Source organism: Pedococcus sp. P1_H8, assembly GCF_056405175.1.
Genome location: NZ_JBFUCP010000002.1, coordinates 119,342 through 134,092, shown reverse-complemented (window position 1 = coordinate 134,092; position 14,751 = coordinate 119,342). Strand labels below are relative to the sequence as shown.

Sequence of the window (14,751 nt, the reverse complement as noted above, 5' to 3'; positions counted from 1 at the left end):
TCGGCAGCTCCTGAACCCGGAGGTGAGCGACATGGAATCCGCCTGGCGTCGACCACTGACGGCACTGCTCGCCCTGGTGCTGGCGTTCACTCTGGTCGCCTGCGCTGCGTCCGGCGGCGGTGGGGGGTCGACGTCCGACGGTTCGTCGTCGGACCAGTCGACGTCCGAGCCCGGCCCCGAGCCGGAACCCACCCCCGAGGACCCCGATCCCACCACGCCTGCTTCATCGAGCAGCAGCAACGGCAACCCGGCGATCTCCGTCGCCCGACTGCCGGTCGGCGGTGGTTCCGAACTGAGCGAGGACGACCCCGCGCTGCAGTGCGCCGAGGTGTCCTGGATCGTCGACAACAACGGCGAGATCCCCCGTGGCACCGCGGTCGAGATCACTGGCGTCCGGTTCACCCCGAAGGTCTTCGAGGTCGTGCGGGGAGGGTGCGGCTCCTCCCAGCCCAACTGCGTCGGGTACATCTTCCGGTCCACCGCACAGCGCTGCGACCTGCTCGTCCGGCTGGTCGGGACGATCCCTGAGGAAACCAGTCCGTCCGTGGGTTTCTCGGGACTCGTCTACTGCCCGCGCAACGACTCCGCTGCGTGCCGGCAGTTCGTGGCGGCGCTCGGCGACCAGCAGCAGATCTCCGTCCAGCTCACCGTGCCGCCAGCCCCAGAGCCCGGGACGACCTGACGGATGACCCCGGACCCGAGCCACCCGGAGGCCAAGGACCCCGACCCCTCCGACAGCCCGAGCAAGCTGTCGTGGGACCGGGTCTACAGCTTCGCCGGCAACATCGTTGCCCCGGCGACCGCGCTCAGCACCTTGCTCTTCTACTTCGGCTACGTCTCGACGCGGGCGCAGTACCTCTACTTCGGGCTCGACGTCGACACCATCGGCCTGTCCACGCAGGCCTTCGTCATGCGAAGCCCGCAGCCGCTGCTCGTGCCGGTGCTCGTCCTGTTCCTCCTCGTCGCGGGCGGCATCGCGGTCAACCGGTGGCTCGGGCCCCGGCTGACGGCACACACCGGGGCGACGCTCGTGGTGGGCACGACCATCCTCGGCGCCGGTCTGGTGGTGCTGTTCTCCTACCCTGCCACCGGGCGGTGGACCTACTTCCCCCTCGTCGCGCCCGTCCTCCTCGCGCTGGGAGCCGGCATCACGGCATACGCCATGGGGCAACGGCACGGCCCGATCCGCCTGCGCGTCGCGTTGTGGCTCACCGTCGCTGCGGCGGTCTTCTGGACCAATGCGACGCTGGCCCAGTGGTCAGGCACTGGGCTGGGCCAGGAGCAGGCCGGTCGGCTCAACGAGCTGCCGCGCGTCGTCCTCGACACCCGTGAGCGGCTGTATCTGCGCAATGCCGACGTCTCCGAGGGGGTCCTGCAGACCGAAGAGGGACAGACGTTCAGGTACCGATACCGCGGCCTGCGGCTGCTGGTGCAGAACGGCGACAGGATGTTCCTCGTGCCCTGCACCGAACGGGTCACCCCGTGTCCATACCACCAGGGGAGCGCCACGCTCGTCGTGCGGTTCTCCGACAGCACCCGGGTGCAGTTCCTCGCGCCCTGACAGCGCGAGCTGGTCAGCCCCTCCCGCGGTCAGCGGTCAGGAGTCAGCGGTTGCGGTTGCGGGGGTGCTGGCGGGCCTGGCGCTCGTTGCCGCGCCGGTAGTTGCCGGTCACCCGGGCCATCAGCTCCTGGGGGTCACCGCGGTCGACGTCCTCGAGGAACCCCTGAGCCCGCGCCCCACGCAGCACGGTGGCGCGCCGCCCGTGGTGGAACACCACGACCTCGCCCCCCTGCTCCTCGAACTCGAAACCTTCCGGTCGCCCTGCCATGCGCAGCAGGGTATGCCGCGCCGTCACCAGTGTCGTGCGGGCTTCTCGAGCCCTAGATTGGTCGGATGAACGCACTGGACCGCTTCTCCCTGGCTGGCCGCGTCGCCGTCGTCACCGGCGGGACACGGGGGCTGGGCGCCGGTTTCGCCCGCGCCCTCGGTGATGCAGGGGCGTCGGTCGTCCTTGTGGGGCGCGATGCGGAGGCGGCGCAAGGTGTGCTGGGATCGTTGCGCGACAACGACATCCGGGCCGACTTCGTGGCTGCCGACGTCACGGTCGCCGAGGACGTGCAACGGGTGCTCGACACGGCACTCTCCCTCCACGGTCGGGTCGACGTGCTGGTCAACAACGCCGGTGCCTGCGTCCACGCGCCGGCCCTCGACGTGACCCCGGACGACTGGCGCGCAGTCATGGCCGTCAACCTCGACGCGGTGTGGACCTGCTCGCAGACCTTCGGTCGGCACTTCGTCGACCAGGGCGCCGGGTCGATCGTCAACATCGGCTCGATGTCCGGCTTCATCGTCAACCGGCCCCAGTGGCAACCGGCGTACAACGCGTCCAAGGCGGCCGTGCACCACCTGACCCGCAGCCTGGCCGCCGAGTGGGCCCCGCACGGGGTGCGCGTCAACGCGCTGGCCCCCGGCTACATCAAGACGGACATGTCCCCCGTCGACGACCCGAGCTTCCGCCAGCACTGGATCGACGACGCGCCCATGCAGCGCTATGGCACCGTCGAGGAACTCGCCCCAGCGGTCATCTTCCTGGCCAGCGACGCGTCCTCGTTCGTCACCGGCTCGGTGCTCGTGGCCGACGGCGGCTACACCGCGTTCTGAGGCAAGACGTGGCAGAGCCCCCGCCGCGGGGGCGAGGGCTCTGGTCCAGGGGTCGGGCTGGGTCAGGCGATGGCCGGCTTCACCGCGGTGTGGCGGGAGCCGATGCCGACCTCTTCCTCGACCGGCACCCGGCGCAGGTGCCTGAAGCCGAGCAGGGCCAGGACGATCATCGCCGCCGCGCCGATGAAGGCGGCCCACGCGGCATACATCGCGATCTTGCCCATCGTGCCGAACGCGTAGGCGTTGAGCAGCAGGCCCCGCAGGGTCTCGCCCTTGAAGGCGAGGTCCACCATGGCCTTGGCCTTCGGGTCGTCAGGGTTGGCGCGGGCCGCGGCGCTCAGTTCCGAGTAGGTCTTCCCACCGGTCGCCTCGTCGAGGTGCACCTTGATGTAGTGGTCGGCCCAGGCCTTGGCCTGCGCGCCCGTCGTGAGCTGCTGGCCGGCGTACTGCTCGAGGTAGGGCTTGACCAGCGGGTCGTTGAGCTGGTCGCTGCCCTTGGCGGGGAAGGTGATGTGCTGGGCCGACAGCTGGGAGTGGACCTCGTTGTCCACGAAGCTGCTCGCCCAGGTCATCAGTCCCCCGACAACGAGGAGGACTGCGGCGACGATGAGGCCACCGGTCGTGAGCAGGGCATCCAGGGTGCGTCGTCGCATGATGGTGGTTCCTCCTTCGGGCGCTTGGCACCCGTATCGTGTTGCGTTCTGACACTTCAACTTTCGTGCTTCGCGGGCTGTGCGTTCAGGGCCATAGGTCCTGTGTTCCCGGCCGCGACGTTCAGTCCCGTGCTTCGGGGACCGAGGCGCCGACCCGGTGCCCGCCCCGGACGACGAACCGGCGACCGGACACCGAGTCCGGGTGGATGCGGACGATGCGTGGTTTGGGGGCGTCGTGCCAGGGGTACAGCGGCAGGTGCATCGCGGCCAGCGCGTCGTCGAGCTCGTACACCTCGTGCGCCACCCCACGGGCCACGACACTCCAGGCCTCGGCCCGCTCGACGTCGTACCCGTCGACCTCGAACGCGACGAAGGTCCCGTCGGCGGACTGGAACAGGGCGCCCGTCCCGGTGCGGAAGACCAATGTCCCGTGGTCGACGGCGTAGTTGACCGGGAAGATGTCCGGCCGCCGGTCGTGCACGACAGCGATGCGACCGACCACGCCTTCCCTGAGGGCCTGCCAACACTGGGCGACGGTGAGCTCTGTCTGCGATTCCATGGTTCCACGATCACCCTGCGGCGCGGCCGCGGTTCAGGGTCGAAGGTCCCTGTCCTGTCCCGGATGGGCGGCCGACCCTGATGACAGGCCCGGCCGCACCGGCCCGGCAGGAGTCAAGGAGGAGCCATGACGACCACCACCACCAGACCTGTCGTGGTCGGGGTAGACGGTCAACCGCAGGCTGACCGAGCCCTTGACTGGGCGATCGCGGAGGCGCAGCGCGTTCGGGCGCCGCTGCACCTCGTCCATGCGCGGATGATGCCCCTGCGTGGCCCGACGGTCGAGACGAGCTTCTCCGTTCACACGACCGAGTCCCACGAGATCCTCGGCGCCGCCACCGACCGGGTCCGCGCCCTTGCGCCTGGCGCGCATGTGACCACCGCGAGCGCGTACGGCAACGCCGCTGTCCTGCTGGTCGACGAGTCACGTGGGGCGACCTGCCTGATCGTGGGCGCCCGAGGCAGGAGTGCGCTGGGAAGTGTCCTGCTCGGATCGACCTCGCTCGACGTCGCAGCGCACGCCGCCTGCCCGGTCGTGGTGGTGCGCGAGCTCCCGCAGCAGCTCCCGGACCGTCCCGGAGTGGTCGTCGGGTCGGACGGGTCCGAGCTCTCCGAGGCTGCGATAGCTGCGGGGTTCGCGCACGCTGACCGGCTCGGTGTCCCGTTGACCGTAGTCCACGCGTGGTACCTGGACGCCGAAGGCACTGGCCTGGCGGCGCTCGAGACAGACGAGGCGCGGCTGGTCGTGGCACAGGAGGAAGACGCGGTCGCATCCGAGGCGGTGGCCGGTTGGTCGGAGAAGTATCCCGACGTCCCGGTCCGGCAGCGCAACCTGCGCGCGCACCCTGTCGAGGCCCTGGTCGACCAATCCCGCGGAGCCGAGCTGGTGGTGGTCGGCAGCCGGGGCCGCGGTGGTTTCACCGGCCTGCTCCTGGGGTCCGTCAGCCAGGGAGTCCTTCACCACGCCCACTGCCCCGTGCTGGTGGTCAGGGCGGGCGGGGACCTGTGATGGCCGACATCGTCCCCAGCCCCACCGACCACACGGGCCTGCGGGTCCTCGACCTCGACGAATGCCTCGCGCGGCTGGTTGCATCGCCCGTGGGCCGGATTGCCTTCCGCCTCGACGGGGAGCTGACGATCCTGCCCGTCGTGCACACCGTCGACGGGGTCGACGTCTGCTTCCGGACCACCGGTGACTCCAAGATCCAGGCTGCCATGGACCGCGACCCGGTCGCCTTCGAGGTGGACGAGTTCGATGCCTCCACTCGGACGGGCTGGAGTGTCGTCGTCCAAGGGACGGCCATGGTCGTCGACGAGGAGCCGGACGTCCGCCGGCTCGACCGGCAAGCACGCGCGCCGTGGGTGCCACCCCACCCGGGACCGAGCACCTGGGTGCGTGTCCGCACCCAGAGCATCACCGGTCGCGCTCTGGTCTGACTCCCTGCCCGGCGATGTAGACCGCGGCCTGCGTGCGGCGCTCCATCCCGAGCTTGGCAAGCACCGAGGTGACGTAGTTCTTCACGGTCTTCTCGGCCAGTGACAACGAGTCACCGATCTGCCGGTTGGTCATGCCTTGTGCGATGCAGTCGAGGATCCGTCGTTCCTGGGGCGTCAGTGCCGCGAGGCGCGGGTCGGTCGGCTGCTCGTGTCCCCAGGCCCGACGGAGCCGCTCCACGACGTCCGGGGCCAGGAGGGACTCCCCCGCGGCGACCCGCCGGATGGACGTGACCAGGTCGGCTCCCCGGACGTCCTTGAGCACGTAGCCGGCCGCTCCGGCCGCCACCGCGGCGGTGAGCGCCTGCTCGTCGTCGTAGGACGTGAGGATGATCGCGCGGATGCTCGGGTCGACGGACCTGACGGCGCGGCACACGTCGATCCCCGACCCGTCGGGGAGTCGTCCGTCGAGAACCATGACATCGGGTCGGAGGGCGGGTATGCGGCGGCTTGCCTCGTGCGCCGACCCGGACTCCCCCACGATCTCCAGGTCGTCCTCCACCTCGATCAGCTCACGCAGGCCACGTCGCACAACTTCGTGGTCGTCCAGCAGGAACACGGTGATGCCCACCACTGATCACTCCCTCTCGACAGCGAGCCTACCGAGGCCCGCAGTCGACCGACGGGGCCACCACACCCACGGGGTGGCGGCGCTCGGGCCATCGGCCCGGATCACAGGGAACCGCTCGGGCCGTGGGTCCGGATCACAAGGCACCCCGACGCACGACAACCACCGGGCTGGCGGACCGACGCATCACCCCGTGGCTCACCGAGCCCACCATGAGGCCCGCGAAACCGCCGTTTCCGCGACTCCCGATGACCACCAGGCCCGAGCGACGGGACTGCTCGACGAGGACGTCGTCGGCGCGCCCCTCGATGACGGACCCCGTGACCGTCAGGTCGGGGTCGACGGAGCGCACCTGCGCGATGGCCTCGTCGACGGCTGCGTGGGCCACCGACATCCAGGGCTGCGCCAATGACGTGACTGACTCGTCGTCCGGTCCGTCTGGCCAGATCGTGACCGACTGCGCGCGGCAGGCGGTCACGACGTGCAGCGGTGCCTGCCACCTGCGGGCGAACTCGACGCCGAGGGCAACCGCGGCCAGCGCGGAACGGGACCCGTCGATCCCGACGACAACCGGCCAGGATGGGCCAGGGTGTCTCTCCGCACCCTCGCCCACCACGGCCACTGGGCACCGGGCGTGCAAGGCCACGGCGAAGGAGACTGACCCGAGAACGGCTGCCTGCAGGGCGCTTCGCCGGTTTCGACCGACCACCACGAGTCCGGTCTCGCTGGAGCGCGCGACCAGCTCGCCGGCAGGACCGCCGACGACCCCCACCGCCGCGATGACACCGTCGGGGTTGCACGTTCGGGCCAGGTCTGCGCCGCGACCGGCCGCCGCCCGACTGCCGCTCCACAGCTCGGGGACCGGGCGGATCACACCGGCGCCGACCGGCGCCCGGACTGGTGGATCGGAGGCGCTGAGGACGATGAGCTCGGACCCGAGTCGCGCGGCTTCCGCGGAAGCCCATTGGACCGCCGCCACGGACGCGGCGCTCTCGTCGAACCCCACGATGACCGGGGCACCGACGAGTCCGGTCGACGGAAGGGCGCGGCCGGGCCTGGCTGGGGTGTCGAGGTGAGACGTCATGGACCGACAATGCGCCGGGCGCACCAGCGCCAACAGGGGCAAAGGTCCCTGCGTCCGTTCAGCCCTCCGACAGGAGCGGGACCTCCCAGTCGAGCACCGTGCCGCCGGTCGCGACTGCTGCGAGCTCGAAGCGGCCCCCGCGGCCGTTCGCCCGGCGCGCGAGGTTGTCGAGCCCGGACCGGGTGGCGTCGGACGGCAGCCCGACGCCGTCATCCCGGACCCTCGCCAGCACCGTGTCAGACACCTCGATGACGACCTCGGCGTGGCTGGCCCGGGCATGCCGCGCGACGTTGCTGAGCCCCTCCCTCACGACCGCCAACAGGTCGGCCGCAATGTGCTCAGGAACGTCCGCGACGCTCCCACGCATGGTGAGGGACGGCGCGAACCCCAGGCTTACGACCGCGCCTTCGCAGATCGTGGTGATCTCGGCCCCCAGGCTGCGGGCGTCAGGGGCGCGGTTGAGCGCGAAGATCGTGTGCCTGATGTCCTTGATGACGGCGTCGACCTCGTCCACTGCCGTCTCGATGCGTTCGCGCGCGGTTGGTTCGCTGGTCAGGCGACTCGCGGACTGCAACGACATCCCTGTGGCGAACAGCCGTTGGATGACGTGGTCGTGCATGTCCCTGGCGATCCGGTCGCGGTCCTCGAGGAGGTCGATGCGCGCCTTCTCGCGCTGCGCACTGGCTGCTGTGAGGCCCACGGCCAGTCGCTGGGCGAAGTCGAGCAGGGGTGCCGAGATGCCACCGAGCTCGACAGGCAACCCGTGGATGACCATCACCCCCAAGGCGTGTGGTCCACCCGCTGAGAGGGGCACGACGACGTGGTCCGCAGCTGGGTCGGGCTCGGTGGGCGCCGCGTTCAGGGTGGCGCGGGTCTCCGCGTCATCCAGGATCGTGCCCACCCCGGCCGCCTTGGGTCCAGCCGAGGCCACGACAACCAGGTCGCGACCGGTGGGCTGGGCGATCAGCGCGCCCTCGGCACCGGTGAGGACGAGGACGCGATCGACGGCGTCCGCGAGGACATCGGCCTCCGACCCCCCGGCCAGCAGCGCTGACACGAGGTCACGAGTGGCCTCGCCCCAGTGTTGCTGCGTGACGCTGCGGTGGTACAGCCGTGCATTGTCGATCGCCACGCCGGCTGCTGCCGCGAGGGCGGTCAGGATCGTCTCGTCGTCCTCGCTGAAGCGCTCCGCGTTGCGCTTGTCGGTGAGGTAGAGGTTGCCGAAGACCTCGTTGCGGATCCGCACCGGCGCCCCGAGGAAGCTCGTCATCTCAGGATGGTTGGCGGGGAAGCCGTAGGAGTCCGGGTGGTCACTGATGCGGTCTACCCGCTGGGGGTGGGGGCTCGTGATGATCATCCCTAGGAGACCCCGGCCGTGCGGCAGAGGACCGATGGCGGCACGGTCCTCATCCGAGATGCCGTGGGTGACGAACTCGATGAGCTCTTCCCCGTTGGGCCCGAGCACCCCCAGTGCGCCGTAGGTGGCGTCGACCAGCTGGCAGGCGGACTCGACGATCCGCCGCAGGACCGCTGCGAGCTCCAGGTCCGAGGTCACCGCCACGACGGCGTCGAGCAGGGCCTCGAGCCGGGTCTGTGCCGTTCGCGCGCTTCCCGCCCGGGACCTCAGTTCCTCGATGAGGTCGTCGAGGTCGAGCCCGGAGAGCCGCGCGATGGTGCCAGGCCCCTGCTCCCGCGGTGTCTCGTGGTCTGCCACGCGCCCATCGTAGGGTGGCAGGCCCTAGGCCAACCGGGGTTCGTCAGCCCATCGCATCTCCTGAGTCCACCTGGGTCTCCACGACCACGTCCCGGACCCCCTGGCCGGTCGCCACGACGGCCGCCGCGAGCCGCGCGTCCCTCCCGCTCAGCACCCCGGTGACGGTCACCACTCCACGAGCCACAGCTGCATGCCAGGTCGGCCGGTCCAGCTCCGCGAAGTCGCGGACCACCCGCAACCAGATGTCGGCGTCACGCGTGGACAGGGCCCGGATGACGTCGCTTCGGCTGACCATGCCGGTGAGTTCGCCGCGCTCACCGACCACCGGGAGGCTCTTCCACCCGGTGTCGGCGAGGATGCGCGCCACGTCCGCCACGTCGGCCGCCTCATGGGCAACCACGGGATCCGCACTCATGACCTCGCGGACCGTGGCGGGCCACGGTTGTGCCGGGCCGTCGTCGACCGGCCGCAGGTGGGCTCGAGGGTCTGCCGCGACGTGGAGCCGGAGGACGTCCGCCTCGCTGAGGATGCCGACGACCCGTGCGTCGGCGTCGACGACGGGCAGGGCGGAGACGTGGTGCTCGGCGAGGACGCGCACGGCCGCGTCGAGTGCCGAGACGTCCCTGACCGAGACCACTTCACGTGTCACCAGCTCACGGACCAGCATCGTTCGCTCCCTTCCATCGACGACAGGGTGCATCACTGTCTGCATCCCCTTGGTTCCTCCAGCGTGGCTCCCCCAGCCTCGTCACCACAGGGTCCTTCGTCCCTGCCCGTTGCGGATGTTGGTGCAGCGCCTAGATTGGGCATGTCGACGACGTCCCCCTCGAAGGAGAAGACATGGCCACCACCCGCACCGCCGTCACCCACTGGGAGGGCTCCCTGTTCGAGGGCGCCGGCCAGGTCGACCTCCAGTCCTCCGGGATCGGGACGTATGACGTGTCGTGGGCCGCGCGCGCCGAGGAGCCGAACGGCAAGACGAGCCCCGAGGAGCTCATCGCGGCAGCGCACTCGAGCTGCTTCTCGATGGCCCTGTCCAACGTGCTCGCCAAGGGTGGCAACCCCCCGACGTCGCTGGACACGACCGCCAAGGTCACCTTCGAGCCGGGCACCGGCATCACCGGGAGTGCGCTGTCGGTCGTCGGCACCGTCCCGGGCATCACCGCCGAGCAGTTCGAGGAGGCGGCCCAGGACGCGAAGGCCAACTGCCCGGTGAGCCAGGCCCTCAAGATCCCGATCACGCTGGAGACGAGCTTCACCGGCTGAGGCCGGGAGGCTCGACCAGAACCGCGGTCGGAACACACAGCCATGATCGGCACCTGGTGGGTGTCGGACGACGGGCTCGAGGAGCACGACGTCGCACAGGTCGACGCCCTCCTGCAGCGCGACAACGGGTTCGTCTGGGTGGACGTCCCCGAGTTCGACGACGCCGCAGAGGCAGTCCTGCGCGAGCGGTTCCACGCTCACCCGATGGTCGTGAAGGCCTGTCGCGAGCGGAACTTCGTCCCCTCCGTGCACGGCTACGAGGAGCACACCTTCGTCATCGTGCACACGCCCCTGGCCGGCGAGGGTGGCCACGTCCACATGCTCGAGCTCGACCAGCTCGTCGGCACCCGCTACCTCGTCACGGTGCACGGCCCGCGCAACCCGGCCGTCTCGCTGTTCGACGCCACCGAGGAGACCAGGACCGTCCGCGAACGCATCGAGGCCGGACGCTTCCGCCCCAAGAGCCCGAGCGAGCTCTCCTACGCCATCGGGTCAGCGGTGGCTCGACGCCAGAGCGCCGCGGTGAAGTCGGTCGCGGGCCGCCTGCCCGCGCTGGAGATGCGCGTGATGGGCTCGGACTTCCACCAGCCCGAGGAGCTGCTCGAGGAGCTGTTCCTGCTGCGCCACGAGCTGCTCATCTCGCGGACCCAGGCCGGGCAGGCGCACGAGGTCTACGGACGACTCGCCTCGCTCGAGCGCTTCGCCAGCGACGAGTCGAGGCGGCACGCCCGTGACCTGTCCGAGCAGTTCGACCGGGTCCGCAGCCTCGCCGACGGCGAGAGCCAGTTCCTGTTCGGCGTGATCGAGCTCTATCAGACCCGTGTCACCACCAAGATGACCGTCGCGATGGAACGTCTCGCCGTCATCGCCGCGATCACCTTGCCCGTCACCGCCATCGCGTCGATCTACGGCATGAACGTCATCGTCAACGACCAGACCCACTGGGTGCAGCTGGTCACCGTCCTCGTCGTGATGGCCTCGATCAGCCTCTGGCTGCTGCGATGGGCCCGCCGACAGGGCTGGTGGTGAGTTGGGCTCCCCACTGGGGGGCTGACGCCCAAGGGGTATGCCGGGTGGCCGCCCCCCATGGTGACCACCCGGCATACGTGCGTGGTGCCTAGAACTCCTCGTTGAAGGCGACCGAGCCGGACACCCCGACCTGATAGGCCGAGACGCGGCGCTCGAAGAAGTTCGACAGCTCCTGGACGTCCTGCAGCTCCATGAACGCCAGCGGGTTCTTCGAGCCGTACTCCGGCTCGAGCCCGAGCTGTTCGAGCCGCCGGTCCGCCACCGACTCGAGGTAGGTGCGCATGTCGGTCGTCGAGAGCCCCGCCACTCCCCCGCCCAACAGGTCTTCCGCGAACTGCGCCTCGGCGTCGACCGCGTCGCGCATCATCGCCCGCACCTGGTCGGCGAGCTCGTCGTCGAAGAGGTCGGGCTCCTCGCGTCGCACCGTCTCGACGACGTCGAACGCGAAGGCCATGTGCATCGACTCGTCGCGGAACACCCAGTTGGTGCCACTCGCCAGGCCGTTGAGCAGACCGCGCGATCGCAGGAAGTAGACGTAGGCGAACGCGCCGTAGAAGAACAGGCCCTCGATGCAGGCCGCGAAGCAGATCACGTTGAGCAGGAACGCTCTTCGGTGCGCCTTGGTCTCCAGCTTGTCGAGGTCGAACACCGAGTCGATCCACCGGAAGCAGAAGTCGGCCTTGGTCTTGATCGACGGGATGTTGTCGACCGCCGCGAAGGCCTCGTGCCGGTCCTTCTCGTCGGGGACGTAGGTGTCGAGCAGGGTGAGGTAGAACTGCACGTGCACGGCTTCCTCGAACAGCTGACGGCTGAGGTAGAGCCGCCCCTCCGGTGAGTTGATGTGCTGGTAGAGGTTGAGCACGAGGTTGTTGGCCACGATCGTGTCGCCGGTGGCGAAGAAGGCCACGAGTCTGCCCACGAGGTGTCGCTCGGCCTCGGTGAGCCGCTGGAGGTCCTTGAGGTCGGTGTGCAGGTCGACCTCCTCGACGGTCCAGGTGTTCTTGATGGCGTCGCGGTACCGCTCGTAGAAGTGCGGGTAGCGCATCGGCCTCAGGGTCAGGTTCATGCCCGGGTCGAGCAGCATCTGTGGTGCCGAGTGGTCGGTCGCGACGGTGGTCTCGGTGTCGGTGGTGGTCTCGGTGTCGGTGGTGGTCTGGTCGATGCTCACTGGCAGGCCTCGCAGCTCTCGGGGTTCTCGAGGGAGCACACGACGGCCTCCTCGTCGGTGACGGTCGGGACGGGAGCGGCCATCGAGATGGTCGCCTGCTGGATGCGGGTGGCCGGACGGGACCGCAGGTAGTACGTCGTCTTCAGGCCGGCCTTCCACGCGTAGAGGTACATCGAGCTGAGCTTCCCGATCGTCGGCGAGGCGAGGAACAGGTTGAGGGACTGGCTCTGGTCGATGTAGGGCTGGCGGGCAGCGGCGATGTCGATGAGGGACTTCTGCGGCAGCTCCCACGCGGTGCGGAACAGCAGCCGCACCTCCTCGGGAATCGACGTGATGCCCTGGACCGAGCCGTCACTGCGCTTGATGGCCTCCCGGACTTCGGGCGTCCACAGCCCACGGGCCTTCAGCTCGCGCACCAGGGCGGTGTTGACCTGGAGGAACTCCCCCGAGAGCGTCTCGCGCTTGAACAGGTTGGACACCTGCGGCTCGATGCACTCGTAGGCGCCGGCGATCGAGGCGATCGTCGCCGTGGGGGCGATCGCAATGAGAAGCGAGTTGCGAAGTCCGTTCTCCTTGATGGCTTTGCGCACCGCCTCCCAGCGCTGCGTCTGGGTCGGCGTGACCGCCCAGAGGTCGGGTTGCAGGTCACCACGTGCTGCGCGCGTCTGCTCGTATGCCGGGTGCGAACCGTGCTCTCCCGCCAGCTCCGTGGACTGCTCCAGTGCTGACAGGTAGACCTCCTCCGCGATGCGGGTGGACAGCTCCTGCGCCTCAGCCGAGTCGAACGGCAGCCGGAGCGCGAACATCACGTCCTGCAGCCCCATCACGCCCAGGCCCACCGGCCGCCACCTCGGGTTGGACGCCGCGGACTCGGCGGACGGGTAGTAGTTGATGTCGATGACCCGGTCGAGGTAGGTCACGGCCGTCCGCACCGTCGCCCGGAGCTTGTGCCAGTCCATGCCGTCACGACCGGCGGTCAGGTGCTGCGCCAGGTTGACCGAGCCGAGATTGCACACGGCCGTCTCGTCGTTGCTCGAGACCTCGATGATCTCGGTGCAGAGGTTGGACAGGTGGACGACCGGTGCACCGGGCCCCTGCTCGTCGTTGGTCTGGTTGCAGGTCCGGTTGCTGGCGTCCTTGAACGTCATCCAGCCATTTCCGGTCTGCGCCAGGGTCCGCATCATCTTGCCGTAGAGCTCGCGCGCACTGACCTGGCGCACGTGGCGCCCATCGCGCTCCGCGGCGGCATACGCGGCCTCGAAGGCGGGGCCCCACAGGTCGGGGAGCTCGGGCACCTCGTTCGGGTCGATCAGGCTCCACTGCTCGTCGGCCTCGACCCGACGCATGAACTCGTCGGGGATCCAGTTGGCCAGGTTGAGGTTGTGCGCGCGACGCGCGTCCTCCCCCGTGTTGTCGCGCAACTCGAGGAACTCCTCGACGTCGGGGTGCCACGGCTCGAGGTAGACGCACGCGGCGCCCTTGCGACGGCCACCCTGGTTGACCGCCGACACGGACGAGTCGAGGGTGCGCAGCCACGGGACGATGCCGTTGGAGTGACCATTGGTGCCGCGAATCAGCGCCCCGCGGGATCGCACCCGCGACCACGAGATCCCAATGCCACCAGCGAACTTCGACAGCTTGGCCACCTGCGTGTAGCGGTCGTAGATCGACTCCAGCTCGTCCTGGGGCGAGTCCACGAGGTAGCACGACGACATCTGGGTGTGCCGGGTGCCGGAGTTGAACAGGGTGGGCGAGCTCGGCAGGTAGGCCAGCGAGGCCATCAGCTGGTAGAAGGCGATCGCCTCCTGCGGGGTGTGCGACAGGCCGCAGGCAACCCGGAGCAGGAAGTACTGCGGGGTCTCGATGACCATCCGGGTGTCCGGGTGGCGCAGGAGGTAGCGGTCGTAGACCGTCCGGAGGCCGAAGTACTCGAACCGGCGGTCGTTGGCGACGTCGACCGCGTGGTCGAGCTTGCGCGCATTCGCCTCGACGAAGGCTGCCGTCTCGTCGCCGATCAGCCCTTCGAGGTGCCCGAGACGGACGGCCTGGCTGAACGACGCGATCTGCTGTCCGCGGACCTCCTTGTCGATGTAGTTCGACAGCAACCGGGCCGCGAGCCGGGAGTACTCGGGCTCCGCCGCGGTCATCTCCGCCGCGGTCTGGATGGACAGCCGGTCGAGCTCGGCGGTCGTGGCCCCGTCGTAGAGACCGCTGATGGTGCGCGTGGCGATCGCCATGGGGTCGACCTCGGCGAGGTCGTCGCACCAGCGCTCGACGGCGCGGACGATCTTCATCACGTCGACGGGTTCGGCGTCCCCGTTGCGCTTGCGCACCGCCATGGACGTGCGCCGCGCTGCGGTCGGGGTCTGGACGACCTCACTGGGTTCGACGACTTCACTGTCGATGACTTCGGTGCTGGTGTCGGTCACTGCTCTCTCCTCGCGAGCGAATCGGTGCCGCGGACGCGAGGAGGAGACGACGACGCAGCCACGCATCCCCGAAGGCGGTGCGATGTGGTGCTGCGCATGCCGTGTGACCCACCCTCGAGGCCACGA

16 protein-coding genes are annotated in these 14,751 nt (G+C 69.5%); 7 read left to right on the top strand and 9 right to left on the bottom strand.

From position 1 onward, the window contains the following. Window positions 1-31 precede the first annotated feature (31 nt). Both AC1DYG_RS02650 and AC1DYG_RS02645 read left to right on the top strand, forming a co-directional pair. Complete coding sequence (locus tag AC1DYG_RS02650; protein ID WP_477638351.1) at window positions 32-682, top strand: hypothetical protein; 651 nt, start codon at window positions 32-34, stop codon at window positions 680-682. A 3-nt stretch (window positions 683-685) separates the two neighbouring features. Then, entirely contained in the window at window positions 686-1,561 is an 876-nt protein-coding gene (locus tag AC1DYG_RS02645; RefSeq protein WP_477638350.1) for a hypothetical protein, read from the top strand. 43 nt (window positions 1,562-1,604) lie between these two features. Here AC1DYG_RS02645 and AC1DYG_RS02640 read toward each other — a convergent pair whose 3' ends face one another. Next, window positions 1,605-1,829: a hypothetical protein gene (locus AC1DYG_RS02640; RefSeq protein ID WP_477638349.1), complete on the bottom strand. Its 225-nt coding sequence runs from the start codon at window positions 1,827-1,829 to the stop codon at window positions 1,605-1,607. A 65-nt stretch (window positions 1,830-1,894) separates the two neighbouring features. On the opposite strand from AC1DYG_RS02640, the gene AC1DYG_RS02635 reads away from it, so the two are divergent. Continuing rightward, window positions 1,895-2,662: an SDR family NAD(P)-dependent oxidoreductase gene (locus AC1DYG_RS02635; protein WP_477638348.1), complete on the top strand. Its 768-nt coding sequence runs from the start codon at window positions 1,895-1,897 to the stop codon at window positions 2,660-2,662. Between the two features lie 62 nt (window positions 2,663-2,724). Here the strand turns inward: AC1DYG_RS02635 and AC1DYG_RS02630 are convergent, their stop codons facing one another. Together AC1DYG_RS02630 and AC1DYG_RS02625 are read right to left on the bottom strand one after the other, a co-directional pair. Next, the gene (locus tag AC1DYG_RS02630) at window positions 2,725-3,315 is read right to left on the bottom strand and encodes a hypothetical protein (RefSeq protein WP_477638347.1); all 591 of its coding nucleotides are present in this window, start codon (window positions 3,313-3,315) and stop codon (window positions 2,725-2,727) included. Between the two features lie 121 nt (window positions 3,316-3,436). Beyond that, window positions 3,437-3,874, bottom strand: a complete 438-nt coding sequence (locus AC1DYG_RS02625; RefSeq protein ID WP_477638346.1) for a pyridoxamine 5'-phosphate oxidase family protein — start codon at window positions 3,872-3,874, stop codon at window positions 3,437-3,439. Window positions 3,875-4,000: 126 nt separating this feature from the next. Here AC1DYG_RS02625 and AC1DYG_RS02620 point away from each other — a divergent pair, with 126 nt between their 5' ends. Continuing rightward, on the top strand, window positions 4,001-4,882 hold the full coding sequence (locus tag AC1DYG_RS02620; RefSeq protein WP_477638345.1) for a universal stress protein: 882 nt from the start codon (window positions 4,001-4,003) through the stop codon (window positions 4,880-4,882). Continuing rightward, the gene (locus AC1DYG_RS02615; protein WP_477638344.1) at window positions 4,882-5,310 is read left to right on the top strand and encodes a pyridoxamine 5'-phosphate oxidase family protein; all 429 of its coding nucleotides are present in this window, start codon (window positions 4,882-4,884) and stop codon (window positions 5,308-5,310) included. The genes AC1DYG_RS02620 and AC1DYG_RS02615 overlap by 1 nt, the downstream gene beginning before the upstream one ends. Here AC1DYG_RS02615 and AC1DYG_RS02610 read toward each other — a convergent pair. From AC1DYG_RS02610 to AC1DYG_RS02595, 4 genes are all read right to left on the bottom strand, one after another. Further along, window positions 5,288-5,941, bottom strand: a complete 654-nt coding sequence (locus AC1DYG_RS02610) for a response regulator (RefSeq protein ID WP_477638343.1) — start codon at window positions 5,939-5,941, stop codon at window positions 5,288-5,290. The two genes, AC1DYG_RS02615 and AC1DYG_RS02610, sit on opposite strands and share 23 nt — an antisense overlap. Window positions 5,942-6,071: 130 nt before the next feature. After that, window positions 6,072-7,019 (bottom strand): universal stress protein, encoded by a 948-nt coding sequence (locus AC1DYG_RS02605; RefSeq protein ID WP_477638342.1) that lies wholly within the window; start codon window positions 7,017-7,019, stop codon window positions 6,072-6,074. Window positions 7,020-7,077: 58 nt separating this feature from the next. Continuing rightward, window positions 7,078-8,733, bottom strand: a complete 1,656-nt coding sequence (locus AC1DYG_RS02600) for a GAF domain-containing sensor histidine kinase (protein WP_477638341.1) — start codon at window positions 8,731-8,733, stop codon at window positions 7,078-7,080. A 43-nt stretch (window positions 8,734-8,776) separates the two neighbouring features. Continuing rightward, a complete protein-coding gene (locus tag AC1DYG_RS02595; protein ID WP_477638340.1) occupies window positions 8,777-9,400 on the bottom strand; it encodes a CBS domain-containing protein in 624 nt (207 codons plus the stop codon). A 173-nt stretch (window positions 9,401-9,573) separates the two neighbouring features. On the opposite strand from AC1DYG_RS02595, the gene AC1DYG_RS02590 reads away from it, so the two are divergent. Together AC1DYG_RS02590 and AC1DYG_RS02585 are read left to right on the top strand one after the other, a co-directional pair. Next, window positions 9,574-9,999 (top strand): OsmC family protein, encoded by a 426-nt coding sequence (locus tag AC1DYG_RS02590; protein ID WP_477638339.1) that lies wholly within the window; start codon window positions 9,574-9,576, stop codon window positions 9,997-9,999. A 42-nt stretch (window positions 10,000-10,041) separates the two neighbouring features. Beyond that, entirely contained in the window at window positions 10,042-11,028 is a 987-nt protein-coding gene (locus AC1DYG_RS02585) for a magnesium transporter CorA family protein (protein ID WP_477638338.1), read from the top strand. Between the two features lie 88 nt (window positions 11,029-11,116). Here the strand turns inward: AC1DYG_RS02585 and AC1DYG_RS02580 are convergent, their stop codons facing one another. After that, on the bottom strand, window positions 11,117-12,196 hold the full coding sequence (locus AC1DYG_RS02580) for a ribonucleotide-diphosphate reductase subunit beta (RefSeq protein ID WP_477638337.1): 1,080 nt from the start codon (window positions 12,194-12,196) through the stop codon (window positions 11,117-11,119). Then, window positions 12,193-14,625, bottom strand: coding sequence for a ribonucleoside-diphosphate reductase subunit alpha (locus AC1DYG_RS02575; protein WP_477638336.1), 2,433 nt, complete (start codon window positions 14,623-14,625; stop codon window positions 12,193-12,195). Before AC1DYG_RS02575 ends, AC1DYG_RS02580 begins: the two co-directional genes overlap by 4 nt. Window positions 14,626-14,751: the final 126 nt, after the last annotated feature.

Excerpts from the sequence above, each read along its gene's own strand:
- AC1DYG_RS02650 (WP_477638351.1), top strand. The coding sequence starts at position 32 with ATGGAATCCGCCTGGCGTCGACCACTGACGGCACTGCTCGCCCTGGTG.
- AC1DYG_RS02645 (WP_477638350.1), top strand. The coding sequence starts at position 686 with ATGACCCCGGACCCGAGCCACCCGGAGGCCAAGGACCCCGACCCCTCC.
- AC1DYG_RS02640 (WP_477638349.1), bottom strand. The coding sequence starts at position 1,829 with ATGGCAGGGCGACCGGAAGGTTTCGAGTTCGAGGAGCAGGGGGGCGAG.
- AC1DYG_RS02635 (WP_477638348.1), top strand. The coding sequence starts at position 1,895 with ATGAACGCACTGGACCGCTTCTCCCTGGCTGGCCGCGTCGCCGTCGTC.
- AC1DYG_RS02630 (WP_477638347.1), bottom strand. The coding sequence starts at position 3,315 with ATGCGACGACGCACCCTGGATGCCCTGCTCACGACCGGTGGCCTCATC.
- AC1DYG_RS02625 (WP_477638346.1), bottom strand. The coding sequence starts at position 3,874 with ATGGAATCGCAGACAGAGCTCACCGTCGCCCAGTGTTGGCAGGCCCTC.
- AC1DYG_RS02620 (WP_477638345.1), top strand. The coding sequence starts at position 4,001 with ATGACGACCACCACCACCAGACCTGTCGTGGTCGGGGTAGACGGTCAA.
- AC1DYG_RS02615 (WP_477638344.1), top strand. The coding sequence starts at position 4,882 with ATGGCCGACATCGTCCCCAGCCCCACCGACCACACGGGCCTGCGGGTC.
- AC1DYG_RS02605 (WP_477638342.1), bottom strand. The coding sequence starts at position 7,019 with ATGACGTCTCACCTCGACACCCCAGCCAGGCCCGGCCGCGCCCTTCCG.
- AC1DYG_RS02595 (WP_477638340.1), bottom strand. The coding sequence starts at position 9,400 with ATGCTGGTCCGTGAGCTGGTGACACGTGAAGTGGTCTCGGTCAGGGAC.
- AC1DYG_RS02590 (WP_477638339.1), top strand. The coding sequence starts at position 9,574 with ATGGCCACCACCCGCACCGCCGTCACCCACTGGGAGGGCTCCCTGTTC.
- AC1DYG_RS02585 (WP_477638338.1), top strand. The coding sequence starts at position 10,042 with ATGATCGGCACCTGGTGGGTGTCGGACGACGGGCTCGAGGAGCACGAC.